Genomic DNA, 25,780 nt, shown 5'->3' on the forward strand with positions numbered 1-25,780 from the left:
ATGGGGGGTGGTCGGACACCGCTTCGGCGGCCGCGGACTACCGCAGCGGTCCTATGGCCTCCGGTCAGGTGCGAGAGGCCGTCGCGATCGCGTTGATGGCCTCATCCAACACCGCATTGAACTGCGCTGGGCTCTGGGCCGTACTCAGCCCTTCGGTCAGGGCGCGGGAGAAGCTGGCGATCACGCCGTGGTTGCGGGCCAGCAGGGTGGTGGCCTGGGCCCGGGTATAGCCGCCCGACAGGGCCAGGACGCGGATCACTCGGGGATGGTCCACGAACTCGCGGTAGAAGTCCGCCCGCTCCGGCAGCGTCACTTTGAGGATGACCGACTGGTCGTCTCCGAGCTTGTCCAGTTGGGCGAGGATTGCCGCCTTGAGCTGGTCCTCCACCTCGGCCTTGCGGGGGCTGCGGATATCCACCTCGGGCTCGATGATGGGCACCAGCCCGGTAACGAGGATCTGACGGGCGAGCCCGAACTGCTGCTCCACGACGGAGCCCACCCCGTCCCCGGGCAGCTTGATGACCGAGCGCATCTTCGTCCCGAACATGTGCTTTTCGACGGCTCGAGACAGTAAGTCATCCAGGTGCGGGATGGGTTTCATGAGCTGGGCGCCTTGCTGTTCCGGGGCCAAGCCCTGGTCGATTTTGAGGAAGGGCACGATGCCTTTGCTGTTCCACAGGTAGTCGCCCGTGGGGGAACCCTCCACCTGGCGGTTCATTGTGTTCTCGAACAGGATGGCCCCCATGACGCGCTCACCGTCGAAGCTGGGGCTGGTGATGATACGTGTGCGCACCTGGTGTACCAGGTCGAACATCTCCTCTGGGCCGGAGTAGGCATCCTTGTCGATCCCGTAGAGGTGCAAGGCCGCCGGGGTGCTGCCCCCGCTCTGGTCCAGCGCCGCGACGAATCCGGCACCGTTCCTGACCCTCTGATACTTCTCCGATTCCATGGGAGCCTTCCGCGGCGAGGGAGCACGGTGGTCCGGGTTCCCTGCGCGCGTCATGGACGACTGGCCGCCCTCAAGGGGGAACGGTCATCAGCAGGCTCAACCCAGGGTGACGAGCAGGTCCGCGCAGGCCTGCTCACACCGGCGGCAGGCCTCGGCACACACCTTGCAGTGCTCGTGCATCTGGGCGTGGCTCTCGCATTCGTCCCCGCACGTCTTGCAGGCGGCCCGGCAGGCCTCGAGCAGGGCGCGGGTGGTCTCGACGTTGTTGCCGGTCTGCCGGGACAGCATCCGGCCTGTGGCGGCGCAAACATCGGCGCAGTCCAGGTTCAACCGGATGCACTGCCTCAGGTCGGCCACCATGTCCTCGGCCAGGCAGGCGTCCGCGCAGGCCGTGCAGGTCTGGGCGCACTCGAAGCAGGCCTGGATGCACTCGGCCAGCTTCTGCCGGTCGATGTTGCCCACATTCTTTGGGTAGGTGTCCAGCATGGCGCTCACGTGATGGGTCATGATGTGCTCCTTCGTCGATCTGATCCGACGCACCGGCCTTCGCCGGCCCGCCCTGCCATCGACCACCCCGCCGACGCGGGTGAAGGGCTCAACCTTGAAGGTTCCGTGAAGATCGCCGGCCACGGAGGCCCGCGGACTCCTTTACGGGCAGGGATGACGCAGGTGTGACCAGCCGCCCCTCAGCCCGGCCGACGGCCCTGAGGACCACGCCGACGGGGAGGACCAGCAGGGCTCGCCTCAACGTGGATCCTGTCGGACCGGACGGTCGGTGTCGGGAAGAGCGCTTATGCGATCCGACCAGGGGCGTCGAGGCCGCCGGTGCAGGCCGCCCCGGGCTCAGGCGCGTCGGGGGACTGCCAGTACTCGGCCAGGAACTGCTCGATCCGTTCATCCTCCGGGGAATCCACCGCCACCTGCGCCTGCCAGGCCGAAAGCACGATGGGCGAATCCAGGCCCTCGTAGGGGGCCAGGACGACATAGGCGTCCGGTAGGGCCGTCCGCAGGGCATCGACTTGCTCCTGTGAGAGCGCCTCGGAATCGTAGGCGACCCAGGCGGCACCGTGCTCCAAAGCGTGCACGGCATTCTCGTTGGGTACCGGTTCGGTGTAGACCCCACAGTTGAGCCAGGCGCTGGCATGATCGCCACCCACCGGCGGCGACTGCTCGTAGTCCACAGGGGTGCTCACGTGGTTAGCGCTGAGCCCCTCGAAGGTCTGCAGCCCGGCAATCTCAATGTCCTCCCGAGCCTGGGGCGGAGGATTCTGAATCACGGCGAGTGTCACCAGCCCGCCGACCACGGCGATGGCGGTGAGCGCTCCCGCTCCGACCAGAACCTTCCGCCGACGTTCAGCCTTGGCTTCCTTCGCCCAGTGTGCCTTGAGCAGCGCAGCGCGCTGCTGGGTCAAGTCCCGGGAAGTGGTGCAGCGATCCTTCGCTGATTGGTCAGGCGGTCAGGGCGGGCAGGGAACTGGTGGTGACCTCCTCGGTGTCGGTGTCGGTGTCGGGGACGAGGTTGAGGCGGCACCGGGCGAGGACGTCGGGGCCGAGATAGCGTCGTCCTCCGGCCCACTCGTCGGTCTGCTCGGCCAGGACCGCGCCGACGAGACGGACGATCGCCTCGCGGGTGGGGAAGATGCCGACGGAGTCGGTGCGGCGGCGGATCTCCTTGTTCAGCCGCTCGGTGGGATTGTTCGACCAGATCTGGACCCACACGTCCTTGGGGAACGCCGTGAACGCGAGGAGGTCCGCTCGGGCGGCGTCGAGGTGCTCTGCCACGGCCGGAAGCTTCTCACTGACGTAGTCCAGCAGGCGCTCGAACTGCGCGTTCACCGCTTGTGCGTCGGGCTGGTCATAGACGCTGTGCAGCATCGCCTTCACCGCTGGCCACATGGTCTTCGGCGTCACGGCCATGCGGTTCGCTGCGTAGTGGGTGCGGCACCGCTGCCAGGCCGCCCCGGGAAGGTGCGCGGCGATCGCTTCGACCAGCCCCGTATGCGCGTCACTGGTGACCAGGCGGACGCCGGCGAGGCCGCGGGCGACGAGGTCGGCGAAGAAGCCGTCCCACGCAGCTCCGGTCTCAGAGGTGGCGACCCGCATGCCGAGCACTTCGCGGTGCCCGTCGCCGTTGACGCCGGTGGCGAGCAAGACGACGGCGTTGATCACGCGGCCACCTTCACGGACCTTCATGGTCAGCGCGTCGGCGGAGACGAATGTGAAGGGGCCGGCCTCGTCCAGGGGGCGGTGGCGGAACTGCTCGACGTGCTCGTCCAACGACTCCGCCATCCTGCTGACCTGCGACTTCGACATACTGTTGATGCCCAGGGTCTTCACGAGCTTATCCATGCGACGCGTGGAGACACCGGCGAGATAGCAGTCCGCGACGACCGTGATCAGGGCGGACTCGGCGCGCTTGCGGCGCTCGAGCAGCCACTCGGGGAAGTAGGTGCCGGTGCGGAGCTTGGGGACGGCGACGTCGATCGTGCCGACGCGGGTGTCGAGGTCGCGGTGGCGGTAGCCGTTGCGCTGCGCAACCCGGTCGCTGCTGGGACGGCCGTACTCCGCGCCGGCAACAGCGTCCGCATCCGCGGAGAGCAAGGCATTGATCACGTCCTGGAGCAGGCTGCGCATCAGATCCGGGGATGCTTCGGCCAGGGTGAGCCGCCCCCTTCATTCGGTCCGGACGTTCTGTGAGTCGTCGGTTTCCATTTGATGGGTGCACTGCCGAGCGTACTCGGCTGGGGTTAGGTAGCCGAGCGAGGAGTGCCGGCGGTGGTGGTTGTACTCGTCCTTCCAGTCGCCGATGATGACCTGTGCGTGCAGCAGCGAGTAGAAGCTGTTGATGTTGAGGCACTCGTCGCGGATCCGGCTGTTGAACGACTCGACGTACCCGTTGCGCCACGGCGAGCCCGGAGGGATGTAGGACAGGCCGGTGCGGGTGCCGGCCCAGTCGGCCATCGCCTCGCTGATGAACTCCGGCCCGTTGTCCGACCTGAGCACCGCCGGGGCGCCCCGGGCGGCGACGAGGTCCTCGAGGTGGGCGGTGAGTCGGTCGGCGGTAATCGAGCGCTCCACGAGGCCGCCGATGCACTCCCGGGTGTGTTCGTCGACGATCGAGCAGATCTTGATCGGTCGTCCGTGCTCGTCGGCGTCGAACTGGAAGTCCACCGCCCACACCACGTTCGGCGCGTCCGCCGTCGGCGCGTCGACGGTCGAGGACCCGACGCGCTTGCGTCGACGCCGCTGCGGGACCCGGAGCCCTTCGTCACGCCACAGGCGTTGGATCTTCTTGTGGTTCACCACCCACCCCTCGGCGCGGGCGTCGTGATACGCCCGCCGATACCCGTAGCGGGGATGGTCCTTCGCCCAGGCGCGCAGCCACTCCCTGAGCGCCCGATCCGGGTCCGTGACCGTGTCGCCCTTGAGCGGTCGCCGGTACGCGGAGCGGCTCAGCCCGACCAGACGGCACGCCATCCGTTCGCTTACCCGCAACTTGCGCTTGAGGTGATCGACGGCGGCGCGGCGCCTGTCCGGGCTTAGAAGTTTCCCTCAGCCAGCTCCTTGAGCGCGGCCTTCTCCAGCTCCGCTTCCGCGAGCAGACGCTTCAGGGTCGCGTTCTGCTTCTCCAACTCCTTCAGGCGCTTTGCGTCGTCGGCCTTGAGGCCGCCGTACTGGTTCCGCCACCGGTAGTACGTCTGCTCGGACACCCCCAGCTCCCGGCACACCGCCGCGACGTCCTGACCATCGGTGAGCATCCTGTCGGCCTGCCCGAGCTTACGGATGACCTGCTCCGGGGTGTGACGCTTCCTGCTGTTCGTCATGATCTGACCAGTCTCCCTGCCCGCGACCGCGGGCAACAGGACGACTCTCATAACGACTGGACCTACGAAACGGGGTCAGCCCAATCCTGAACGAGGCGAAAGGACCGAGACCAGCACCCGAGTTCGTGGAATGGCTCATGGGCCTCCCCTCGGGCTGGGTCACCGGCCCCACTCACGACCTCACCGCCAACCAGCAGAACACCGCCCTCGGCAACGGGGTTCTCCCGCTGCAAGCACTCCTCGCCATCGAGTCCCTCGGCGAGGGTGCCGAACCACGCTGAACAAGGCGTGCAGTCTTCTGCGCACTCGCGACCGGTGGACTCGCCCCGGTGCCCTCGCGCCCGCCGGCTTAGCTGGATGCGGTCATCTGCGCGTGCAGCCCATCCACGCGATCGTGTATCGGCCGGGTCGCATCGACCCCGGTGAGGGCCACCTCGATATCGCCCAGCAGGTGAGCTACCAGCAGCGGCTCCGTGGAGATGACTCGGGTGCTGGTACCGAGTGCGGGGTGCCCGGCGCCGGTGAGGGTGTGTCCGTGGATGCGTGCGGTAAACGGTGAGCTCGGCAGGTAGGTGCCGGGATCATCGCCGAGAGCGAGGTCGTGCAGCAGCGCGGCAGCCGCATGGGTGCCCTGCGCTACGGAGTCGTCCCAGTGGTCGATGCGGTAGGAGCCGTGGCGGGGGTAGTGGTGCACGGCGACGCCGCCGGCAGCGTAGATGCGCTGCTGCGGGGCGACCATGACGCGCATCCGGCTGTCGACGGCGATGCCCTCGGGGCCGGTCCAGGGTGCTGGCGCGGCGGGCAGGGTGCCGTGGGCGATGATCGCGAGGTCGCCTTCTGCTCGGGTGCCGTCGTCGAGGGCGATCGTGATCCGGTCGGCGTGGGTGCGGATCGCGTCCGGGGTGCGGCCGAGGTAGGCGGCGTGCTGGGGCCGGTGCAGATCGAGCAGGCGCCTGGCGGCGTGCTCGCCGATCGCCGCAGCGCCGGGCAGGGGCGAGCGGGTGATCATGGCGACGTCATGCCCGTCGTCGGTCAGCAGCGACACGGTCTCGGAGGCGACGAGTCCGCCGCCGAGCATCAGGACTCTCGACGGCGTGTGCGCGGCGACCAGGTCGCGGACGCGGACGGCGTCGGCGAGCGAGTGCAGGGTGGTCAGCCGGCCCGCACGGATGGCCTGGTCGCGGCCGATGATCGACTCGTCGAGGACGCGGGGCCGGCTCCCCGAGGCGATGATCAACGCGTCGTAGGCGCGAGAGGCCCCCGAGTCGAGGTGCAGCTCACGCGTGCGGGGGTCGATGCCACGCACGGTGTCGGCGCGCACGGTCGCTCCGGTATCGGGCAGGGCGGCCTGGCCGGGGGTGATCAGGCCGGTTGCGACGCCCTTGTTGACGAGCATCCGGTTGAACGGCCGCTCGCCGGTGCGCGTGAACAGGTCGATGTCGATGCCGGGGCCTGCGGCGCGGAGCGTCTTCGCGGCGGAGGTGCCTGCCGCGCCGGCGCCGATGATCGCGATGACGGGGGTGCTCATCGGTCTCCGTTCTGCGTGAAGGCCGGCAGCAGGATCGCGTCGATGAACCACGGGGCCTCGTCCGGGTCGAGGCGTCCGACGCGGACTTCCTCGGCTGCGCCGTTCATGACGACGTGGGTGGTGGTGAGCAGCCAGGTCACCGGCAGATCGCTGCGGAACGCGCCCTCGCGCTGGCCGCGCAGCAGCAGGTCACGCATGCGAGCCTCGGCCTTCTCGTGCATCTCGCGGATGCGGGCGGCGGGAAGCTCCTTCTGCGCGGCTGCCAGTAGGGCACGTGACTGGTCGACGAGCAGCCAGCTAGAGGCAACCAGGCGACGGAACGCCTCGCTCGCGTCGCCGCCCAAGGGGACCTCGCTGAGCACCTCCTCGCCGCGTTCGATGCTTTCCACCAGGGCGGCATCGATCAGCTCGGCGCGGTTCTGGAAGTGCCCATACAGCGTCATCCGGCCCACGCCGGCCTCGGCGGCGATGTCGGCGACCGAGGCGTCGGGGTCCTTGCGGATCGCGGTCACAGTCGCAGCCAACATCTTCGCCCTGTTCCGCTGTGCGTCCGCCCGCTGATTCGCCGCCCGCGGTGCGGTCTCGGCCGCGCCTCGGGAGCCGCTCCTGGCCGTGTCCTTCTTCGTTGGCATACGCCACCTCATAACTCGTACGGGAATGCATGAGATAGTGTAGCGGTTACATCCCGTACACCACTGCTTGAGTTAGGAGTCCTGATGACGACCAACGCTTCGCCCGCGGACACTGTGGGCGCCCACCCACGACGATGGCTGGCGCTAGCTCTGCTGGGCACCGCACAGTTCATGCTGATCCTCGACGTGACGGTCGTGGCGGTCGCGTTGCCGCAGATGACCATCGACCTGGGCCTGTCGCGCGAGGCCGTGACCTGGGTGGTCGCCGCCTACACCCTCACCTTCGGCGGGCTGATGCTGCTCGGCGGGCGAAGCGCGGACCTGTTCGGCTCCAAGCCGATCGTCTACGCGGGACTGTTCGCGTTCACGGCGGGCTCACTCCTGGCAGGCCTGGCGGAGAACGGGACGGTCCTGCTGACGGGACGTGTCGTCCAAGGCCTCGGAGCGGCACTGCTCTCTCCGGCGGCCCTCTCGGTCGTGGTCCGCCTCTTCACCGGTGACGAGCGCAATCGCGCCCTGGGCATCTGGTCCGCGCTCGGCGGCGGTGGCGCCGCGGTCGGCGTGCTACTCGGCGGGCTGATCACCGCCGGGCCCGGGTGGCCGTGGGTGTTCTTCATCAACATCCCCGTCGGCCTCATCGTGCTGTTCGGACTGCTCCGCGTCCTACCGCCTCTGCCTCCAGCGCCCGGGCAGCGAGCCTCGCTCGACGTGCTCGGTGCCCTGCTCGTCACAGCGGCGACCGGGTCGGCGATCTACGCCTTGACGATCGCGGGCGAGGACGGCTGGACCAGCACACACACGCTGATCGGAACTGGCGCAGCGGTCGTCCTGTACTTGCTGTTCGGGTGGAGACAGAAGGCCGCGACCTCCCCGCTGATGGACCTTGGCCTGCTGGTGCGACGTCCTGTGGGGGCCGGAGTGTTCGTCATCATGATCGCCACCGCGCTGATGGTCGCCGTGTTCTTCCTCGGCACCTTCTACTTCCAGCAGCACGCGGGCCACGGCCCCCTGGCCACCGGCCTGCTGTTCCTGCCGATCGCCGCAGCCACCATGACCGGAGCCAACCTCGGCGGGCGTCTCATCGGCCGAGTCGGGGCGCGCGCCCTCGGCGTCGCCGGGATGGCGTTTGCCGCGGTCGGGCTCGCGGCGCCCGCGCTGTGGCCCACCACCGTGGCAACCACGGTCGGCGTCAGTTTCGGCGCCTTCGGTATCGGCGCACTGTTCGTGGTCGCCTCGGCCACTGCTCTGGGGCAGATCGGCCCGGAGGAGGCGGGCATCGCGTCGGGCCTGCTGAGTACTTTCCACGAGTTCGGCGCCTCCATCGGCGTCGCGACGGTCTCCAGTCTCGCCGCGGTCAGCCTTGCGGCGGGAGGCGGCGAGTCGGGGTTCCAGCAAGCGTTCGGGTTCGCCGCCGCAGCGGCCGTCATCGCCGCGGTGGTTTCCCTTGTCGCCATTCCGAGGCCTGCCAGACCGCATGAGCGGGCGGCAGACCCTCATCATTGATCAATACCCCTAAGGGGTATATGGTCGAGACGCACAAGTCGTACACGAGTGAAGGAGTTGAGTATCGTGGCAACCACGACCGAGTACCAGGTGACCGGGATGACCTGCGGACACTGCGAGACCGCGATCCGTTCCGAGGTCTCCGAGATCGCCGGGGTGACCGGCATCGACGTCAGTGCCCAGACCGGGCGCCTGGCCGTGACCAGCGAGCAGCCTCTCGACGATGCCGCGGTGATCGCCGCGGTCGACGAGGCCGGCTACGCCGCCGTCAGGAGCTGAGATGAAGGCTCCAGCGCGGCTGGGCCTGTACGGGCTGGGGCTGGTGGCCGTGTTCGCCGTGGCCGGATTCACGGCGAACACGGTGGTCCCCGACGAGACCGTGCAGGCCTGGACACAAGAGACCGAAGACAACGCACACCACGAGGAAGGAGATGCCATGAGCGGCGACGCGCATGCAGGCCACGACGCGGACGCGTTGTCGCTGGGACTCGGCGTGGCACAGGACGGCTACCAGCTCACCGGCGTCAGCGCCCCGAGCGCGACCGGCGCCGGCGGCGAGCTGTCGCTGACCGTGACCGGCCCCGATGGGGAGCCGATGACGGACTTCGAGCTGGAGCACGAGAAGGAGCTGCACCTGATCGTCGTGCGCGCCGACGGGCAGCAGTTCGAGCACGTCCATCCCGAGATGGACGCCGACGGTACCTGGTCGATTCCGTGGCAGTGGGACGCGGCCGGAACCTACCGGGTGTTCGCGGACTTCGTCCCCGGCCAGACCGGAGAGGGCATCACGCTCTCGACCACAGTGCAGGTGCCTGGCGACTTCGAGACCGTGGCAGCGGAGCCGACCGCGGAGACCTCGGTCGATGGCTTCGACGTCGCGGTGGAGGGTGATCTCGTCGCCGGCGAGGGATCTGAGCTGACGATGACGGTAACCCGTGACGGGCAGCCGGTCACCGCGCTGGAGCCGTACCTGGGCGCGTTCGGCCATCTCGTCGCGCTGCGCGATGGGGATCTGGCCTACCTGCACGTCCACCCGCACGGCGACGCTCCGGAAGCGGGAGAGACGTCGGGTCCGGAGATCGTGTTCGAGGCGACCGCCCCGACCGAGGGGCGGTACCTGCTCTTCCTCGACTTCCAGGTCGACGGGCAGGTGCACACCGCCCCGCTGGTCATCGACACCACCACCGGTGGTGGCGGTGCGGTGGGCGATACACACGAGGAAGGAGCAGACCATGAGCACTGACCAGTCCACCGGCACCGGTATCGCCGGGATCGACCTGCAGATCGGTGGCATGACCTGCGCCTCCTGCGCGAACCGGATCGAGAGGAAGCTCAACAAGCTCGACGGCGTCAGCGCCAGCGTAAACTACGCGACCGAGAAAGCCAGCGTCACCACCCCCGAAGGGTATGACCCGCAGCTGCTGATCGCCGAGGTGGAGAAGACCGGCTACAGCGCCGAGCTCCCCATCCCCAAGGGTGAGAAGTCCAGTGATGGGGATGAGGGCGAGTCGCGTGAGGACGCCGAGCTGCGCAGCCTGCGCCAGCGCCTCATCGGGTCGGCAGTGCTGGCGGTGCCGGTCATCGCGATGGCGATGATCCCGGCGCTGCAGTTCGACTACTGGGGCTTTGCCTCCCTCGCACTCGCCGCCCCCGTGGTGGTGTGGGCAGGATGGCCGTTCCACAAGGCCGCATGGATGAACCTCCGCCACGGCGCGGCCACGATGGACACGCTCATCTCGGTCGGCACGACGGCGGCGATGGTCTGGTCGATCATCGCGCTGTTCTTCGGCACCGCCGGAGACCGCGGCGTCGTCCACCCCTTCGAGCTCACCATCTCCCGCTCCGACGGACTCGGGCACATCTACCTGGAAGTCGCGGCAGGGGTGATCACGTTCATCCTGCTCGGCCGCTACTTCGAGAAGCGTTCCAAGCGCCGCGCCGGCGCCGCCCTGCGCGCCCTGCTCGAACTCGGCGCGAAGGAGGTGTCCGTCCTGCGGGGCGGGCAGGAGCAGCGGATCTCCGTCGACGAGCTGACGGTGGGCGATGAGTTCGTCGTCCGGCCTGGTGAGAAGATCGCCACCGACGGCACCATCACCTCGGGCAACTCGGCCATCGACGCCTCTATGCTCACCGGCGAGTCCGTGCCGGTCGAGGTCCGCGAAGGCGACAACGTCACCGGCGCGACCGTGAACGCCGGCGGCCGCTTGGTCGTCAAGGCCACCCGCGTCGGCTCGGACACGCAGCTGGCGCAGATGGCCAAGCTCGTCGAGGACGCCCAGTCGGGCAAGGCCGAGATCCAGCGCCTGGCCGACCGGGTCTCCGGGGTGTTCGTGCCCATCGCGATCGCCGTCGCCGTGGCTGCCCTCGGCGCGTGGATCGGTGCCGGATTCCCGCTCTCGGCCGGGTTCACCGCCGCGGTCGCGGTGCTGATCATCGCCTGCCCCTGCGCCCTCGGGCTCGCCACACCCACGGCCCTGCTGGTCGGCACGGGCCGCGGCGCGCAGATGGGTGTGCTCATCAAGGGCCCGGAGGTGCTGGAGTCCACCAAGAAGGTCGACACCATCGTGCTGGATAAGACCGGCACCGTCACCACCGGCAAGATGACCCTCACCGAGACGATCGCCGCCGACGGCGTGGACCCGGATGAGCTACTGCGGATCGCGGGCGGCCTGGAGGACTACTCCGAGCATCCGATCGCCCAGGCCATCGCCGCCGGAGCCACCGTCGAGGTCGGTGATCTGCCCGCGCCGGAGTCCTTCGAGAACATCGAAGGCAAGGGCGTACAGGGCGTCATCGACGGCCACGCCGTCCTCGCCGGCCGCGAATCCCTGCTCGCGGACTGGTCGATCCACCTCGACGACGATCTTCGCGCTGCGAAGCAGGAGGCCGAATCGCAGGGCAAGACCGCGATCGCGGTCGGCTGGGACGGAGCCGCGCGAGGCGTGCTGGTCGTCTCCGACCAGATCAAGCCCACCAGCGCCCAGGCCATCGCCCAGTTCAAGGAACTCGGGCTCACCCCGGTGCTGCTGACCGGTGACAACCAGGCGGTGGCCGAGCAGGTCGCCTCCGAGGTCGGGATCGAGCAGGTCATCGCCGAGGTCATGCCCAAGGACAAGGTCGACGTCGTCACCCGTTTGCAGGGCGAGGGCAAGACCGTGGCGATGGTCGGCGACGGCGTCAACGACGCCCCCGCCCTCGCTCAGGCCGACCTCGGCCTGGCAATGGGCACCGGCACCGACGTCGCCATCGAGGCCGCCGACATCACCCTGGTGCGCGGCGACCTCCGAGCGGCAGCGGACGCGATCCGCCTGTCGCGCAAAACGCTGGGCACGATCAAGACGAACCTGTTCTGGGCCTTCGCCTACAACACCGCCGCGATCCCGCTGGCCGCCTTCGGACTCCTCAACCCGATGCTCGCCGGCGCGGCCATGGCCCTGTCCAGCGTGTTCGTCGTCAGCAACAGCCTCCGGCTGCGCACGTTCAAGGCGCGCGCGGACGACGCCTCCGACCCGGCACCTGCCGGTGCGGCGCCGGCCCGTGAGCCGGTGGCCGTCTGAACCATCCATCCGTCATCACCCACCACGAAAGGAACTATTCACGATGACTGCACACGAGAACCTCAACCTCACCGACACCTCCGCCTCTGGGGGAAGCTGCTGCGGGCACACGCCCAGCGTCGAGGCGGTCGCGCAGACCCCGGCGTCGGAGATGGCCGAGTGCCCCGTCATGGCCGGCACCCCGGTCGTGAAGGCCGACGCAGAGGCCGCCGGCCTCTACCGCGACTACCAGGGTGAGCGGTACTGGCTGTGCTGCGCCTCCTGCGGGCCGCTGTTCGACGCCGACCCCGACCGCTACGCCAACGCGGCCTGACCGCCCCAGAACGGCCACGGTTCCGCGCCTCCCGCTCCTTGCGGGGGCGCGGAACCACCCGCATCCCCGGACCAACGCGCAACACCTCGATCCGGCCGGCCGCACATGAAGGAGATCCAGATGAACAAGCGCATGACCACCCTCATCGCCGCAGGCATCCTCGGCGGCAGCCTCGCCCTGGCCGGTTGCTCCGCGGCCGATAACGATGCAGAACCGTCGGCGTCGCAAAGCGAAGACGCCCACGGCGACCATGGCGGCCACGACAGCATGGAGCATCCCGCCGACGGCGGACCCGTGCCCGAGGGCATGACCGAAGCCACCGACCCCGAATACCCCGTCGGCACCGACGTCACCCTCACCGCAGATCACATGGAAGGCATGAACGGCGCCACCGCCACCATCGTCGGCGCCTACGACACCTACACCTACGCGATCGACTACACCCCGGTCGGCGGCGGAGACCCCGTCACCGATCACAAGTGGGTCGTCCAAGAAGAGCTCGCCGACGCCGGCGACGAGCGGCTGACCGATGGCACCGAGGTCACCGTGACCGCCGATCACATGGAGGGCATGGACGGCGCGACCGCGACGATCGCGTCCTCGACCGACGAGACCGTCTACGTCGTCGACTACGAGGCAGACGGGATGGAGATGACGAACCACAAGTGGGTCGTCGACAGCGAGATACAGCCCGCCTCCTAACCGACAGGACTGAGCATGAACAACCAGCACGCCCATCACGGGGCAGCCGAGGCAGATCCGCGCGAACATGCGAGCCACGACGGCCACGACGGCCACGACGGCCACGACCACTCTGCGCACGAGCAGCACGGCGCCGCCGTGGAACACAGTGGTCACCAGACGCATGCCGATCACGGCCATGCCGGGCATACGGGTCTCGGTGGCCATGACCACGCAGGTCATGGCGGTCACGGTGATCACGTCGGGCAGTTCCGGCGGCTGTTCTGGATCATGCTCGTCCTCGCCGTCCCGGTCGTGGGCTTCAACGACATGTTCGCCCACCTCATCGGCTACCCGCTGCCGGACGCCGAATGGGTGGCCTGGGTCTCCCCGATCCTGGGCACGGTGATGTACTTCTGGGGCGGCTGGCCCTTTCTCACCGGCGGACTGAGCGAGATCCGCTCCCGCAAGCCAGGGATGATGCTGCTGATCGCCCTGGCGATCAGCGTCGCGTTCCTCGCCTCCTGGGGAGCGAGCCTGCACCTGCTCAGCCACGAACTCAACTTCTGGTGGGAGCTCGCGCTGCTGGTGGTCATCATGCTGCTGGGCCATTGGATCGAGATGCGTTCCCTGGCCCAGACCACCTCCGCTCTGGACTCCCTGGCCGCGCTCCTGCCCGACGAGGCGGAGAAGGTCGAAGGCGATGAGATCGTGAAGGTCTCACCCGCAGAGCTCGCGGTCGGCGACGTCGTGGTCGTGCGACCCGGCGCGTCCGTGCCCGCGGACGGGCGGATCGTTGACGGCAGCGCCAGTATGGATGAGTCGATGGTCACCGGCGAGTCCAAGACGGTCCGCCGCGGGACCGGCGATCACGTGGTCGCCGGCACCATCGCCACCGACTCCGGGCTGCGCGTCGAGGTCACCGCCACCGGCGAAGACACCGCCCTGGCCGGGATTCAGAAGCTCGTCACCGACGCCCAGGCCTCCTCCTCCCGCGCCCAGCGCATCGCCGACACCGCCGCGGCCTGGCTGTTCTGGTTCGCCCTCGGCGCGGCCGTGGTCACCGCGATCGTCTGGTCTCTCGTCGGCCTGCCAGACCTGGCGGTGGTGCGGACCATCACCGTTCTCGTCATCGCCTGCCCCCACGCCCTGGGTCTCGCGATCCCGCTGGTGGTCTCGATCGCGACCGAGCGCGCCGCCCGCGGCGGCGTGCTCATCAAGGACCGCCTCGCACTGGAATCCATGCGCACCGTCAACGCCGTGCTCTTCGACAAAACCGGCACCCTGACCAAGGGCGAGCCCACCGTCACCGGCATCGAGCCCGCCGGCACTCCGAACGAAGACGAGGTCCTCGCCTTGGCTGCCGCGGCAGAGGCCGATAGCGAGCACCCGCTGGCCCGAGCGATCACTCGTGCCGCTCACGACCGCGGTCTGGATCTACCGCGAGCACGTGACTTCTCCTCCTCCCCGGCCGTAGGGGTCAAGGCGAGCGTTGAAGGAACTTTCATCGAAGTCGGCGGTCCCCATCTCCTCGACCAGCACAACGTCAGTGAGTTGCCCATCGCCGAGCAGTGGCGGGAGGAGGGGGCGATCATCCTGCACGTCCTCGCCGACACAGAAGTCATCGGCGCGCTGCGACTGGCAGATGAGATCCGCCCTGAGTCTCGCGACGCCGTGGATGCGCTCCACGCCGCCGGTGCCGAGGTGGTCATGATCACCGGCGATGCGCAGGCCGTCGCCGACTCGGTCGCTAAAGAACTCGGCATCGACCGCGTCTTCGCAGGGGTGCGCCCCGAGGACAAGGCTGCCAAGGTCGCGGAGCTCCAGGACGAGGGGCGGAAGGTCGCGATGGTCGGCGACGGCGTCAACGACGCCCCCGCGCTGGCCCAGGCCGACGTCGGGATCGCGATCGGCGCGGGCACCGACGTGGCGATCGGCTCGGCCGGGGTGATCCTCGCGAGCTCCGACCCGCGCTCGGTGCTCTCGGTCATCGAACTGTCGCGGGCGACGTTCCGCAAGATGAAGCAGAACCTGTGGTGGGCGGCCGGCTACAACCTGCTGTCCGTGCCACTGGCGGCGGGCATCCTCGCCCCCATCGGGTTCGTGCTGCCGATGAGCATCGGCGCGATCCTCATGTCCGCCTCGACCGTCGTGGTCGCGCTCAACGCGCAGCTGCTGCGCCGCCTCGACCTGGCACCGCAGAGCACCACCGACCGGATGCTCGACCGGTCCGCGTGACCCGCATTGTCCATACCGTCCACGAGGAGACCGACGATGAGCACCCTCACCCCTCCCGCTGCCGACCTTTCTCCCATGAGCGCGGCCGGTCACGGCTACATCAGCGACAAAGACCGCTACCTCGCTCGACTCAAGCGCATTGAAGGGCAGACCCGCGGCATCCACCGCATGATCAACGAGGACTCGTACTGCATCGACATCCTCACCCAGATCAGCGCGATCACCTCCGCACTGGAGAACGTCGCAATGGGTCTCCTCGACGACCACCTCAGACACTGCGTCACCGGCGCAATACGCAGTGGGGACGCCATCACCGCCGACGACAAGATCGATGAAGCATCCCGAGCCATCGCACGGCTGATCAAGTCCACGTAGAGGAAGGCCCATGCGACTCGTCACGCTCCTGACCTCATCCCTCGCTCGCCATATTGAGGCAGAACTCACCGTGCGCCGGTGCTGTCAAGCTGCTCAGTGGGCACTCACCATCCGATCACCCGGCAAACAGGCTCTTCACAGATGACGGTGTAGAGGGCGCTGGCGCGTCGGTCCCGGGGTAGGCGTCGAGGTCTTCCGAAGATGGGGGTTCCTACGCCACCCACCGGGAAGACCTCGACGTGCCCGACGCTACCTTCACGCGCCCCGACCTGACTACCTTCGCCGGCCTGGACGACCTCGGCCTGGAGGTCACCGGCCAACGGCTCGAACCTGATCGTGCGGTGCTCGCCTGCCGAGTCGTCGAGCCGGGCGACTGGTGCCGCCGGTGTGGCTGCCAGGGCGTTGCGCGGGACACCGTGACCAGGGAACTGGCGCACGAGCCGTTTGGATGGCGCTCGACCACGCTGCTGCTCACCGTGCGCCGGTACCGGTGCCCCGAGTGCGGCCACGTATGGCGTCAGGACACCACCGCCGCTGCCGAGCCGCGGGCGAAGATCTCCCGCGCCGGCCTGCGGTGGGGCCTGGTCGCGATCGTGATCGGGCACCTGTCGATGGCCCGCGTCGCCGAGGGGCTCGCGGTCTCGTGGAACACCGCCAACGACGCCGTCCTGGCCGAAGGTCAACGGCTGCTGATCGACCGCCCGTCCCGCTTGGACGGGGTGAACGCGGTCGGGGTCGACGAGCACGTGTGGCGGCACACCAGGAAGGGCGACAAGTACGTCACCGTCATCATCGACCTCACCCCGGTCCGGGAAGGTACCGGGCCCTCCCGCCTGCTGGACGTGGTCGAGGGCCGCAGCAAGAAGGCGTTCAAGGACTGGCTCGCGCAGCGGGACCAGGCCTGGCGCGACGGGATCGAGGTCGTCGCCATGGACGGGTTCGCCGGGTTCAAGACCGCCACCACCGAGGAACTGCCGGACGCGGTCACTGTCATGGACCCGTTCCACGTCATCCGGTTGGCTGGCGACGCCCTGGATGAGTGCCGCCGCCGCGTTCAGCAGGAGTTGCACGGGCACCGCGGCCGCAAGGACGACCCGCTCTACTCGGCGCGCCGGACCCTGCACACCGGCGCCGACCTACTCACCGACCGTCAACACGAGCGCCTCGACAAGCTGTTCACCGGGGACCGGCACGTCCAGATCGAGTGCACCTGGGGCATCTACCAGCGCATGATCTCCGCCTACCGAGACCCCAACCGGGTCACCGGCCGCGTCGAGATGAGCTCGGTGATCGATGCCCTCGCCGACGGGGTGCCCCGACCGCTGGTCGAGCTGCGCAAGCTCGGCCGCACCCTGGCCAGACGCGTCTGCGATGTCCTGGCCTACTGCGAGCGACCCCGCACCAGCAACGGACCTACCGAGGCCGTGAATGGACGACTTGAGCATCTTCGCGGGCTGGCCCTCGGGTTCCGCAACCTCACCCACTACATCGCCCGAGCACTCCTCGAAGCTGGCGGATTCAGGCCCCGACTACACCCTCGTTTGTGAAGAGCCTATTTGATTTGGCGCTATTTGGCGGACGGGGGATTCTGCACGACTTTCCGTTCTCGTCGCTTGGGAGAGCCGAGAGGATTTTCCGTGAGCTACAGGTACCGGCAGACCTGGTCCGCGCTGCACGAGTCGGGGTCGGGCTGCGCGGCGTCGTGCCTGAGCTCGGCGATGGTGTCTCGGAGCGCTGTGAGCTGGGCGATCTGCTGCTCGATCTCGGCGAGGCGCGCGTCGAGGAGATCGCGCACGTGCTCGCAGGGAGCAGCGCCGCCGTCGCGGATGTCGAGGATCTGGCGGATCTGGGCGAGGGTGAGGCCCGCGGCCTGGCCGCGGTGGACGAAGTCGATCCGGGCGGCCGTCTCGGGCGCGTAGTCGCGGTATCCGGACGGCGTGCGCTCGGCCGGGGGCAGCAGGCCCTGCTCCTCGTAGAACCGCAGCGTCTTCGCCGTCGTTCCCGCCCGCTCGGCGAGTTCCCCGATGCGCATCGCAGGCCCCCTTTTCTTTCGGCAGAAGCCTTCTTGACCTTCCCCTGCACTGGAAGGTCCAGTATGGCCGAGAAAGAAGAGAAACCCAAGTGACGGGAGCTGCGATGCCCACGAAGTACGACCTCGCCATCATCGGATCGGGCGGTGGTGCGTTCGCCGCCGCGATCCGCGCGACCACGCTCGGCAAGTCGGTGGTGATGATCGAGCGCGGGACGCTCGGTGGCACCTGCGTGAACACCGGCTGCGTGCCGTCGAAGGCCCTGATCGCCGCGGCCGACGCACGGCACTCCGCGGCCGACGCCGCCGACCGGTTCCCGGGGATCGCGACGACGGCGGGGCCAGTGGACATGCCCGCCCTGATCGCCGGGAAGCAGGCGCTGGTCGAGTCGCTGCGGGGCGAGAAGTACGCCGACGTCGCCGACTCCTACGGGTGGGCCGTCCGCCGCGGCGACGCCGCGTTCGCCGGCACCCCCGACGCACCGGTCCTCCAGGTCGCCGGGGACGACGGGAGCACCGAGACGATCGAGGCCGGGCACTACCTGGTCGCGACCGGCTCTCGGCCGTGGGCCCCGCCGATCGACGGCCTGGACCAGACCGGGTACCTGACCTCGACCACGGCGATGGAGCTGACCGAACTCCCTGAGTCCCTGCTCGTGCTCGGCGGCGGCTACGTCGCCCTGGAGCAGGCGCAGCTGTTCGCCCGGCTCGGCTCCCAGGTCACCGTGCTGGTCCGGTCCCGGCTCGCGTCGAAGGAGGAGCCGGAGGTGTCCAGGACGCTGCAGGAGGTGTTCGCCGACGAGGGCATCCGGGTGGTCCGCCGCGCGCTGCCGACGCGGGTGTCCCGCGACGCCGCGACCGGGCAGGCCGTCGTCACCGCGGACGTCGCCGGCGGCCGGGAGGAGTTCCGCGCCGACCAGGTGCTCGTCGCCCTCGGACGACGACCGGCCACCGATGGGCTCGGCCTCGACAGGGTCGGGGTCAAGACCGGGGACCTCGGCGAGGTGGTCGTCTCCGACCGGATGCAGTCCTCCCACCCGCGGATCTGGGCCGCGGGCGACGTGACCGGCCACCCCGAGTTCGTCTACGTCGCCGCCCACCACGGCACCCTCGTCGCCGAGAACGCGATCGCCGACGCCGATCGGGCCGTGGACTACGCCCGACTGCCGAGGGTGACGTTCACCGGCCCGGCGATCGGCGCGGTCGGGATGACCGAGAAGGACGTCGTCGCCGCCGGGATCCGCTGCGACTGCCGCGTCCTGCCCCTGCACCACGTGCCCCGCGCACTGGTCAACCGCGACACCCGCGGCTTCGTCAAGATCGTCGTGGACGCCGACACCGGGAAGATCCTCGGCATCACCGCCGTCGCCAAGGACGCCGGCGAGCTCGCCGCCGCCGGGGTCCACGTGCTCGGCAAGACGGTCGCCGAGGTCGCCGACGCCTGGGCCCCCTACCTGACCATGGCCGAGGGCATCCGGATCGCCGCCAAGGCCTTCACCACCGACCCGTCGCTCCTGTCGTGCTGCGCGTGAACGAACTGGAGGAACCCACGATGTCTGACCTCAGCATGCAACTGCCCGAGCGGCTCAGCCGACTGGGAGAGACCGGCCTGCTCATCCCGCTGCTGCGGCTGCTCGCCGACGGTGACCCCGTCACCGTCCAACAGCTGTCCGTGGCTGCGGGCCGCACGATCGACGAGGTACGGCTCGGACTGGCCGCGATGCAGGACACCGAGTACGACGACCAGGGCCGAATCGGGCTCTTCATAGATGAGGGTGTAGGGCATGTCGCGCGGTCGGGTGGCGCGTCGGTGTGGGGGTAGGGGTCGAGGTCTTCCGAGGATGGAGGTTCCTACACGCCCATCTCGAAAGACCTCGACATGTACGACGCTACCGTCGGTGGCCGCGCTGATTTGTTCGACCACCCTGACCTGACTGCCTTCTGCCGTCTGGACGTGCTCGGCCTGGAAGCAGTGGGCCAACGGCTCGAACCCGACCGTGCCGTGCTGGCCTGCCGGGTCGTGGAGCCGGACCAGTGGTGCCGGCGGTGCGGTTGTCAGGGTGTCCCGCGTGACACCGTGACCCGGGAACTGGCCCATGAACCGCTGGGCTGGCGCCCCACGACTCTGTTGGTCACGATCCGCCGGTACCGGTGCGCCGGGTGCGGTCATGTGTGGCGGCAGGACACCACCGCCGCGGCCGAACCACGAGCGAAGATCTCCCGGGCCGGGCTGCGGTGGGCACTCGAAGGGATCGTGGTCGGGCACTTGACGATGTCTCGCGTCGCCGAAGGCCTCGGTGTTGCCTGGAACACCGCGAACGACGCGGTCCTGGCCGAGGGCAAGCGGGTCTTGATCGATGACCCAGCCCGGTTCGACTCGGTGCGTGTCCTCGGCGTAGACGAGCACGTGTGGCGCCACACCCGCAAGGGCGACAAGTACGTGACCGTGATCATCGACCTCACCCCGGTTCGCGACGGCACTGGCCCGGCCCGGCTACTGGACATGGTCGAAGGCCGCTCCAAGGCCGTGTTCAAGACCTGGCTGGCCGACCGCGACCAGCCCTGGCGCGACAGGGTCGAGGTGGTCGCGATGGACGGGTTCACCGGCTTCAAGACCGCCGCCGCCGAGGAGGTCCCCGACGCGGTCGCGGTGATGGACCCCTTCCACGTCGTTCGACTGGCCGGCGACGCCCGGGATGCGTGCCGACGCCGGGTCCAGCTCATGATCCACGGCCACCGAGGATTCAAGGACGACCCGCTCTACAAGGCCCGCCGAACCCTGCACACCGGCGCGGACCTGCTCACCGACAAGCAGAACGACCGCCTGCACGCGCTCTTCGCGGCAGAGGAACACCTCGAGGTCGAGGCGACCTGGGGGATCTACCAGCGCATGATCGCCGCCTACCGCCACCAGGACCGGCGCCAGGGCCGGGAGTTGATGGACAAACTGATCACAGACCTGGGCGCCGGCATCCCGCAGCCACTGGTCGAGCTCACCACGCTGGGCCGGACCCTGGCCAAGCGCGCCGCCGACGTGCTCGCCTACTTCGACCGGCCCGGCAGTTCCTCGGTGGTGGCGGTCTTGAACCCGGCGAACCCGTCCATGGCGACGACCTCGATCCCGTCGCGCCAGGCCTGGTCCCGCTGCGCGAGCCAGTCCTTGAACGCCTTCTTGCTGCGGCCCTCGACCACGTCCAGCAGGCGGGAGGGCCCGGTACCTTCCCGGACCGGGGTGAGGTCGATGATGACGGTGACGTACTTGTCGCCCTTCCTGGTGTGCCGCCACACGTGCTCGTCGACCCCGACCGCGTTCACCCCGTCCAAGCGGGACGGGCGGTCGATCAGCAGCCGTTGACCTTCGGCCAGGACGGCGTCGTTGGCGGTGTTCCACGAGACCGCGAGCCCCTCGGCGACGCGGGCCATCGACAGGTGCCCGATCACGATCGCGACCAGGCCCCACCGCAGGCCGGCGCGGGAGATCTTCGCCCGCGGCTCGGCAGCGGCGGTGGTGTCCTGACGCCATACGTGGCCGCACTCGGGGCACCGGTACCGGCGCACGGTGAGCAGCAGCGTGGTCGAGCGCCATCCAAACGGCTCGTGCGCCAGTTCCCTGGTCACGGTGTCCCGCGCAACGCCCTGGCAGCCACACCGGCGGCACCAGTCGCCCGGCTCGACGACTCGGCAGGCGAGCACCGCACGATCAGGTTCGAGCCGTTGGCCGGTGACCTCCAGGCCGAGGTCGTCCAGGCCGGCGAAGGTAGTCAGGTCGGGGCGCGTGAAGGTAGCGTCGGGCACGTCGAGGTCTTCCCGGTGGGTGGCGTAGGAACCCCCATCTTCGGAAGACCTCGACGCCTACCCCGGGACCGACGCGCCAGCGCCCTCTACACCGTCATCTGTGAAGAGCCACGTTCCCTTCGGACCCTGGGGACTTCTTCACCCCCACAAGTCCGGGAGGACTCCCGCCGCGGACATCGTGGAACAAGGACACCAGTCGTGTCGTCAGGAGCGATTCCTGCCCTGTTATCCCCTACAAGTTCGACAGGTCATCAACCACGGACACCCCGAGCGGATGAGATCCCGCAGGGGGCGACTAGAACAGACCCGACTGCTCGCCGCAGACCAACTTCTGCCCTCGCAGATGTGCTGCCACCCGGGCGGGATCAACCCTGGCCAGGTCGCGCAGCTCCACCGCCCGCTGGCGGGAGCCCCGCGGGTCGCCCAGGGCGCCGCCGGCCAAGTTCCGGCGAGCGGCCCACTCCCTGCGGTTCTCCGTCGGCGATGACTTCACGACGTGATCCGGCCCCACGCGCTGGCACAGCGGGTTGTCGCACCGGTGCCCTAACACCGAGACCTCGCCCAGGGAATCCACTCCCCAGGTCATCGCCCAGGCGAAACGGTGCGCGATGACCACCTTGCCGCCACCCGTCCAGAACCGGCCGTGCCCGCGCCCGGAGACCGCACCAGTCCACCACCAGCACCCGGAGCCAGGCACCGTGACGACCTTCGCTGCATAGCGCTGCAGCACGTCCTCGTCGTTGAGCGCCGCGCTCAGCGCCTCACGACCCCGCTGTGACAGAGCCATCCCCGTCAGCCTGCCATGCCTCGTCGTCCGCATCTGTGGCCGACTCGCCCTGGTCCTGCGACTCCGCTCCCAGCCGCCGCAGCCTGCTCACCTCCTTGCCGGCCACCAGGCCACCGGTCAGCTCGATCACCTCCGGCACCTTCAACCCCTCGTCATCGACCAGCGCCAACACCGCCGCCGCCGCCTTCACCTCCTGCCGCCGCACCAGCCGATCCCGCTCGGCCAGCGCCGCCGCCAGCTCCACCGCCAGGTCCTCGCATCGCTTCTCCTTACGCATCCGCTCACGACGCCGCTCGGCCTGCGCCTCCCGCGCCGCCCGACGCGCCTCCTGTCGCACCGACTGAACCGTCATCACCGACCCCTTCCACTGCTCGAGATACCGCCTGACACCCCCATAAGTGCCCGCGCACCCCCTCCACGGACACCCCGCCGCGCACACCAGCCACCGCTCCCGGCCGTCAGCCGATCACAAAACCACCCCACCAAGTGCCACACACCTCTTGCATCCACGGCGCCGTTTATCGTTGTAACGTGTACTTACCGGTGTCCCACAGACAGGAATCTCGTCCCGATGACCAGCCGAACTGGCGACAACATCAACGTCCCCAACCGCCCCGGCCGCCGCCTCCCCGGGCAGCAGGTGACGTGTGGATGGTGCGGCGAAGCGGTGGACGTTCCACGCCGCGGACGCGTGCCGAAGTGGTGCTCCGCCGCGTGCCGTCAGCGGGCGTGGCAGCACAAGAAGGCAGCCGAGTCGGAGCGAGCAGCGGTCGACGTCGTACAGCAGACGGTGGAGGTCTACCGGGGCGAGAAGATCGTGGAGAAGATCGTCCAGGTTCCCGTCATAGACCGGCCGAAGACGGGCGCCGAGTGGGCGCAGGTGCTGCAAAAGTTGTCCTGGACCCTGTCAACCGATCGCCTCGATGAGGCCGACCTACGCCTCATCCACACCCAGCTGAGCTCCGCCGTCGTGGCCTATGAACGGCGCTGGGAGCGGCTCGCTCGGCGCCGGGGCGACCGCCTCTGACACGGCACGAGGGCCCTCATCCGGTGACCAGCCGCGCAGCCGTTACGTCGGCGTTTGCGTCCACCTGCGCAAGCCCAACGCCACCGAGCCCTGATGGCCTGTGGACGACGCACCTCACCCGAGGCCGCGTCCGCGCTCTACTGCCCTTGCCACGTCTGAACAGCAGACGGCCAGACAGTAAGGAGAACCATGGGCAAGGCACGTCGAAGCAAGCTCCAGCGCCGCAGCGCGGCCCTCGTGGAGACCCGACGAGTGGGCGACGAGTTCACCGTCCGCCGCCTGGGCCACCACGAGGACGACCTGCGCCTGGAAGCCACTGACCTCCTGAGGCCAGTGGGCATGACCGACCGAAACGGGGACCTGTATGACCCCCGCGGCTCAACGGTGCACCACAACCTGGCCATCCTCAGCGCAAAGGGCGCCTCCCACGTTCGCAGAGCAGTTCCGGTTGTCATCGCGGCGCTACAGGGAACACGAGTCGTCGGCACGGTGTGGCTTCGTTCGCTTGGTGGCGGGGTTTTTGCAGCGCTCCGTGGCGGTCTTGTTGCCGCGATCACGCAGGACTGGCTGCAGGTAGGTGTCGCGGTCTGAACCGAGAGGGGTGCGCCCAGTCGGGGCCGTTTGGATCGCTGCCGCTACGTCAGAGTCCGAAGGCTCCGCCGCTGACGAGGATCACGATGCCGAGGCCGATGAGAACGATGGGGAAGAGGATGTGCTCCCAGCGTTCGAGCACTTCGGCGATCGGGGGGCGGGTGGCGACGAACTTTGCCAGGGCCACCAGGACCGCGACGAGCGCGAGGAAGACGATGCAGTAGGCGACTACTGCGAGAGGTTCCACGCTGAGGAAGACAGGGGTGTAGACGCCGATGTTGTCGCCGCCGTTGGCAAGGGTGACGCCTGCGACTGTCCACACGCCGACCTTCTTGCCGGCAACCTTGGCCTCGTCGTCATCGTCGTCATCGTCTCCGCGCCAGGCCTGCCATGCGGCCCAGAGGCCGAGGCCCAGAGGGATGAGACCGAAGTACGGGATGGCTGCCGAGGGCAGGAATGCTCCGGCACCGATGGTCACCAGGACCGCGGCACCGAGGATGCCGGCGAATCCGAGGTACTGGCCGGCCAGAATGCGGGCGGTAGTGCCGCGCTGGCCTGCCCCTCGCGCGAAGAAGAGGGAGAGCACGATGATGTCGTCGATGTTGGTCGCTGCGAACAGGCCCATCGCCTGCAAGACCGAGGTGAGGGTCATGCGCCCTCCCCAGCTGCGTCGCATCCGGGAAGCGAGCAGGCGGGATCGATGCACGGGGCGTCTTCGTCCACTGCCAGGGTGGCATCGACCAGTGCCGTCAGCGCCTGCGCCAGGTGCGAATCGGCGATCTCATATCGTGTCCGACGCCCCTCGGGCTCGGAGACGACGATCCCGCAATCGCGCAGGCATGCCAGGTGGTTGGACACGTTCGGGCGTGTCAGGTCCAGATCTCGGGCCAGTTCCGCTGGGTAAGCGGGATGGTCGAGCAGGGTCAAGATGATCCGGGATCGAGTGGGGTCGGCCAGTGCACGACCCAGGCGGTTCATCACGTCGAGACGCGAAGCAATAGTCAGCATGGACTGAACTATACAGCGCGCACTGAACACTCGGTCACAGGCGTCAGCCCAGATCGCATGCCCGTAAGGGGAACCCTCACCGGACACCACCGCTACTTATCGAGAGGAACGACGGCACGCCTGGCGGGCTGTCCCGTAAGACCCGTCCGGTGAACTGTCCGGTGAAGGGGGGCTATATGACACACTGGGGAGCATGTCCCCCTTGAAGGTCGGCTATGCCCGAGTCTCCACCGACGAGCAGGACCTGACCGCGCAGCGTGACGGACTCGCGGCGTTCGGCGTCGATCCCAAGCGCATCTACGTCGATCACGGGCTCACGGGCCGCAACGCCGACCGTGAGGGCCTGCGGCAGGCGCTGGCTGCCTGTCGGGACGGCGATACGTTCGTGGTCACCAAGCTCGATCGGCTGGCGCGTTCAGTCCGTGACGCCCACCAGATCGCCGACGACCTCGCGGCGCGGGAAGTGAAGCTGAGCATCGCCGGATCGGTGTACGACCCGACCGACCCGATGGGGAAACTGTTGTTCAACGTGTTGGCGATGGTCGCCGAGTTCGAAGCCGACCTCATCCGTGCCCGCACCCGCGAGGGGATGAAGGTCGCCAAGGCCAAGGGCCGGCTGCGCGGGAAGTCACCGAAACTCACCCCCCGGCAAGAAGCTCACCTCGTCCAGCTACATGCTGCCGACGAGCACACCGTGGGCGAGCTGGCCGAGCTGTTCAGCGTGGGCCGCTCCACGGTCTACCGCGCCCTTCAGCGCGCCGAGCGCGGGCGCGAGAACGCCTTGCAGTAGGTGCGTCGTGGACGCTCGAGCGCGGTGGCGAATCCTCAGGCTCCACGTCGAGGACCAGGTGCCCCTCGCGCGCTTAGCTCGCGAGACCGATGTAGGGCTGCGGACCCTGGAGCGCTGGCACGCCCGCTACCGCGCCGACGGCTACGCCGGACT

27 protein-coding genes and 3 pseudogenes are annotated in these 25,780 nt (G+C 68.8%); 17 read left to right on the forward strand and 13 right to left on the reverse strand.

Translation table 11 applies throughout. The annotated features are described in order from the left end of the window. Positions 1-64 precede the first annotated feature (64 nt). From ACY8FT_RS09220 to ACY8FT_RS09240, 5 genes are all read right to left on the reverse strand, one after another. Positions 65-949: a fructose bisphosphate aldolase gene (locus ACY8FT_RS09220; protein WP_462418632.1), complete on the reverse strand. Its 885-nt coding sequence runs from the start codon at positions 947-949 to the stop codon at positions 65-67. 96 nt (positions 950-1,045) lie between these two features. After that, positions 1,046-1,456, reverse strand: coding sequence for a four-helix bundle copper-binding protein (locus ACY8FT_RS09225; protein WP_002854316.1), 411 nt, complete (start codon positions 1,454-1,456; stop codon positions 1,046-1,048). 284 nt (positions 1,457-1,740) lie between these two features. Beyond that, on the reverse strand, positions 1,741-2,361 hold the full coding sequence (locus tag ACY8FT_RS09230) for a DUF3105 domain-containing protein (protein WP_462418633.1): 621 nt from the start codon (positions 2,359-2,361) through the stop codon (positions 1,741-1,743). Positions 2,362-2,398: 37 nt separating this feature from the next. Then, the gene (locus tag ACY8FT_RS09235) at positions 2,399-3,607 is read right to left on the reverse strand and encodes an IS256 family transposase (RefSeq protein WP_462419087.1); all 1,209 of its coding nucleotides are present in this window, start codon (positions 3,605-3,607) and stop codon (positions 2,399-2,401) included. A 15-nt stretch (positions 3,608-3,622) separates the two neighbouring features. Further along, positions 3,623-4,773 (reverse strand): IS3 family transposase gene (locus ACY8FT_RS09240; RefSeq protein WP_462418634.1). Its coding sequence is split into 2 segments (ribosomal slippage): positions 3,623-4,503 and positions 4,503-4,773, totalling 1,152 coding nucleotides; the frame shifts between segments, so codons are not numbered across the junction. 137 nt (positions 4,774-4,910) lie between these two features. Here ACY8FT_RS09240 and ACY8FT_RS09245 point away from each other — a divergent pair. Further along, positions 4,911-5,054 (forward strand): hypothetical protein, encoded by a 144-nt coding sequence (locus tag ACY8FT_RS09245; protein ID WP_462418635.1) that lies wholly within the window; start codon positions 4,911-4,913, stop codon positions 5,052-5,054. Between the two features lie 68 nt (positions 5,055-5,122). On the opposite strand, the gene ACY8FT_RS09250 is transcribed toward ACY8FT_RS09245, so the two are convergent. Together ACY8FT_RS09250 and ACY8FT_RS09255 are read right to left on the reverse strand one after the other, a co-directional pair. After that, the gene (locus tag ACY8FT_RS09250; RefSeq protein ID WP_462418636.1) at positions 5,123-6,301 is read right to left on the reverse strand and encodes an FAD-dependent oxidoreductase; all 1,179 of its coding nucleotides are present in this window, start codon (positions 6,299-6,301) and stop codon (positions 5,123-5,125) included. Further along, a complete protein-coding gene (locus ACY8FT_RS09255) occupies positions 6,298-6,828 on the reverse strand; it encodes a TetR/AcrR family transcriptional regulator (RefSeq protein ID WP_462418637.1) in 531 nt (176 codons plus the stop codon). Before ACY8FT_RS09255 ends, ACY8FT_RS09250 begins: the two co-directional genes overlap by 4 nt. A 189-nt stretch (positions 6,829-7,017) precedes the next feature. Here ACY8FT_RS09255 and ACY8FT_RS09260 point away from each other — a divergent pair, with 189 nt between their 5' ends. The 9 genes from ACY8FT_RS09260 to ACY8FT_RS09300 all read left to right on the forward strand — a co-directional run bounded on the left by ACY8FT_RS09260 (position 7,018) and on the right by ACY8FT_RS09300 (position 17,147). Next, positions 7,018-8,436, forward strand: coding sequence for an MFS transporter (locus tag ACY8FT_RS09260; RefSeq protein ID WP_462418638.1), 1,419 nt, complete (start codon positions 7,018-7,020; stop codon positions 8,434-8,436). A 66-nt stretch (positions 8,437-8,502) separates the two neighbouring features. Beyond that, on the forward strand, positions 8,503-8,715 hold the full coding sequence (locus tag ACY8FT_RS09265) for a heavy-metal-associated domain-containing protein (RefSeq protein ID WP_462418639.1): 213 nt from the start codon (positions 8,503-8,505) through the stop codon (positions 8,713-8,715). A 1-nt stretch (position 8,716) separates the two neighbouring features. After that, positions 8,717-9,679, forward strand: coding sequence for a heavy-metal-associated domain-containing protein (locus ACY8FT_RS09270; protein WP_462418640.1), 963 nt, complete (start codon positions 8,717-8,719; stop codon positions 9,677-9,679). After that, positions 9,669-11,993, forward strand: coding sequence for a heavy metal translocating P-type ATPase (locus ACY8FT_RS09275; RefSeq protein WP_462418641.1), 2,325 nt, complete (start codon positions 9,669-9,671; stop codon positions 11,991-11,993). The genes ACY8FT_RS09270 and ACY8FT_RS09275 overlap by 11 nt, the downstream gene beginning before the upstream one ends. Positions 11,994-12,036: 43 nt before the next feature. After that, positions 12,037-12,306, forward strand: a complete 270-nt coding sequence (locus ACY8FT_RS09280) for a hypothetical protein (RefSeq protein ID WP_462418642.1) — start codon at positions 12,037-12,039, stop codon at positions 12,304-12,306. Between the two features lie 120 nt (positions 12,307-12,426). Next, positions 12,427-13,008: a YdhK family protein gene (locus tag ACY8FT_RS09285; protein WP_462418643.1), complete on the forward strand. Its 582-nt coding sequence runs from the start codon at positions 12,427-12,429 to the stop codon at positions 13,006-13,008. Between the two features lie 15 nt (positions 13,009-13,023). Further along, positions 13,024-15,225 (forward strand): heavy metal translocating P-type ATPase, encoded by a 2,202-nt coding sequence (locus ACY8FT_RS09290; RefSeq protein ID WP_462418644.1) that lies wholly within the window; start codon positions 13,024-13,026, stop codon positions 15,223-15,225. Between the two features lie 36 nt (positions 15,226-15,261). Then, positions 15,262-15,600: a metal-sensitive transcriptional regulator gene (locus tag ACY8FT_RS09295; RefSeq protein WP_462418645.1), complete on the forward strand. Its 339-nt coding sequence runs from the start codon at positions 15,262-15,264 to the stop codon at positions 15,598-15,600. Between the two features lie 239 nt (positions 15,601-15,839). After that, entirely contained in the window at positions 15,840-17,147 is a 1,308-nt protein-coding gene (locus tag ACY8FT_RS09300; protein WP_462418646.1) for an ISL3 family transposase, read from the forward strand. 95 nt (positions 17,148-17,242) lie between these two features. On the opposite strand, the gene ACY8FT_RS09305 is transcribed toward ACY8FT_RS09300, so the two are convergent. Continuing rightward, a complete protein-coding gene (locus tag ACY8FT_RS09305) occupies positions 17,243-17,632 on the reverse strand; it encodes a heavy metal-responsive transcriptional regulator (protein WP_010155367.1) in 390 nt (129 codons plus the stop codon). Between the two features lie 104 nt (positions 17,633-17,736). Between ACY8FT_RS09305 and merA the strand changes: the two genes are divergently transcribed. The 3 genes and pseudogenes from merA to ACY8FT_RS09320 form a co-directional block, all read left to right on the forward strand. Next, a complete protein-coding gene (merA, locus tag ACY8FT_RS09310; protein ID WP_462418647.1) occupies positions 17,737-19,161 on the forward strand; it encodes a mercury(II) reductase in 1,425 nt (474 codons plus the stop codon). 20 nt (positions 19,162-19,181) lie between these two features. Continuing rightward, positions 19,182-19,451 (forward strand): hypothetical protein, encoded by a 270-nt coding sequence (locus ACY8FT_RS09315; protein WP_462418648.1) that lies wholly within the window; start codon positions 19,182-19,184, stop codon positions 19,449-19,451. Between the two features lie 57 nt (positions 19,452-19,508). Beyond that, positions 19,509-20,699, forward strand: a pseudogene (locus ACY8FT_RS09320) (ISL3 family transposase); the annotation flags it as partial. Here the strand turns inward: ACY8FT_RS09320 and ACY8FT_RS09325 are convergent. The 3 genes and pseudogenes from ACY8FT_RS09325 to ACY8FT_RS09335 form a co-directional block, all read right to left on the reverse strand. Then, positions 20,687-21,424, reverse strand: a pseudogene (locus ACY8FT_RS09325) (ISL3 family transposase); the annotation flags it as partial. The pseudogenes ACY8FT_RS09320 and ACY8FT_RS09325 overlap by 13 nt on opposite strands. Before the next feature lie 295 nt (positions 21,425-21,719). Next, positions 21,720-22,211, reverse strand: coding sequence for a hypothetical protein (locus tag ACY8FT_RS09330; RefSeq protein WP_462418649.1), 492 nt, complete (start codon positions 22,209-22,211; stop codon positions 21,720-21,722). Next, positions 22,186-22,563, reverse strand: coding sequence for a hypothetical protein (locus ACY8FT_RS09335; RefSeq protein WP_404375289.1), 378 nt, complete (start codon positions 22,561-22,563; stop codon positions 22,186-22,188). Before ACY8FT_RS09335 ends, ACY8FT_RS09330 begins: the two co-directional genes overlap by 26 nt. A gap of 219 nt (positions 22,564-22,782) precedes the next feature. Between ACY8FT_RS09335 and ACY8FT_RS09340 the strand changes: the two genes are divergently transcribed. Further along, positions 22,783-23,238 (forward strand): hypothetical protein, encoded by a 456-nt coding sequence (locus ACY8FT_RS09340; protein ID WP_143827390.1) that lies wholly within the window; start codon positions 22,783-22,785, stop codon positions 23,236-23,238. 189 nt (positions 23,239-23,427) lie between these two features. After that, a complete protein-coding gene (locus ACY8FT_RS09345; protein WP_115306703.1) occupies positions 23,428-23,829 on the forward strand; it encodes a hypothetical protein in 402 nt (133 codons plus the stop codon). A gap of 49 nt (positions 23,830-23,878) precedes the next feature. Here ACY8FT_RS09345 and ACY8FT_RS09350 read toward each other — a convergent pair whose 3' ends face one another. Both ACY8FT_RS09350 and cmtR read right to left on the reverse strand, forming a co-directional pair. Further along, on the reverse strand, positions 23,879-24,481 hold the full coding sequence (locus ACY8FT_RS09350) for a cadmium resistance transporter (protein WP_015780454.1): 603 nt from the start codon (positions 24,479-24,481) through the stop codon (positions 23,879-23,881). After that, positions 24,478-24,837 carry a Cd(II)/Pb(II)-sensing metalloregulatory transcriptional regulator CmtR gene (gene cmtR / locus ACY8FT_RS09355; RefSeq protein WP_006590980.1) on the reverse strand — a complete coding sequence of 120 codons (360 nt, stop codon included), beginning with the start codon at positions 24,835-24,837 and terminating at the stop codon, positions 24,478-24,480. Before cmtR ends, ACY8FT_RS09350 begins: the two co-directional genes overlap by 4 nt. Positions 24,838-25,030: 193 nt before the next feature. On the opposite strand from cmtR, the gene ACY8FT_RS09360 reads away from it, so the two are divergent. Then, positions 25,031-25,627, forward strand: a complete 597-nt coding sequence (locus ACY8FT_RS09360) for a recombinase family protein (protein ID WP_010534181.1) — start codon at positions 25,031-25,033, stop codon at positions 25,625-25,627. Then, positions 25,512-25,769, forward strand: a pseudogene (locus ACY8FT_RS09365) (helix-turn-helix domain-containing protein); the annotation flags it as partial. The gene ACY8FT_RS09360 and the pseudogene ACY8FT_RS09365, both read left to right, overlap by 116 nt. Positions 25,770-25,780 lie beyond the last annotated feature (11 nt).

It is taken from the genome of Kytococcus sp. Marseille-QA3725 (assembly GCF_054950055.1).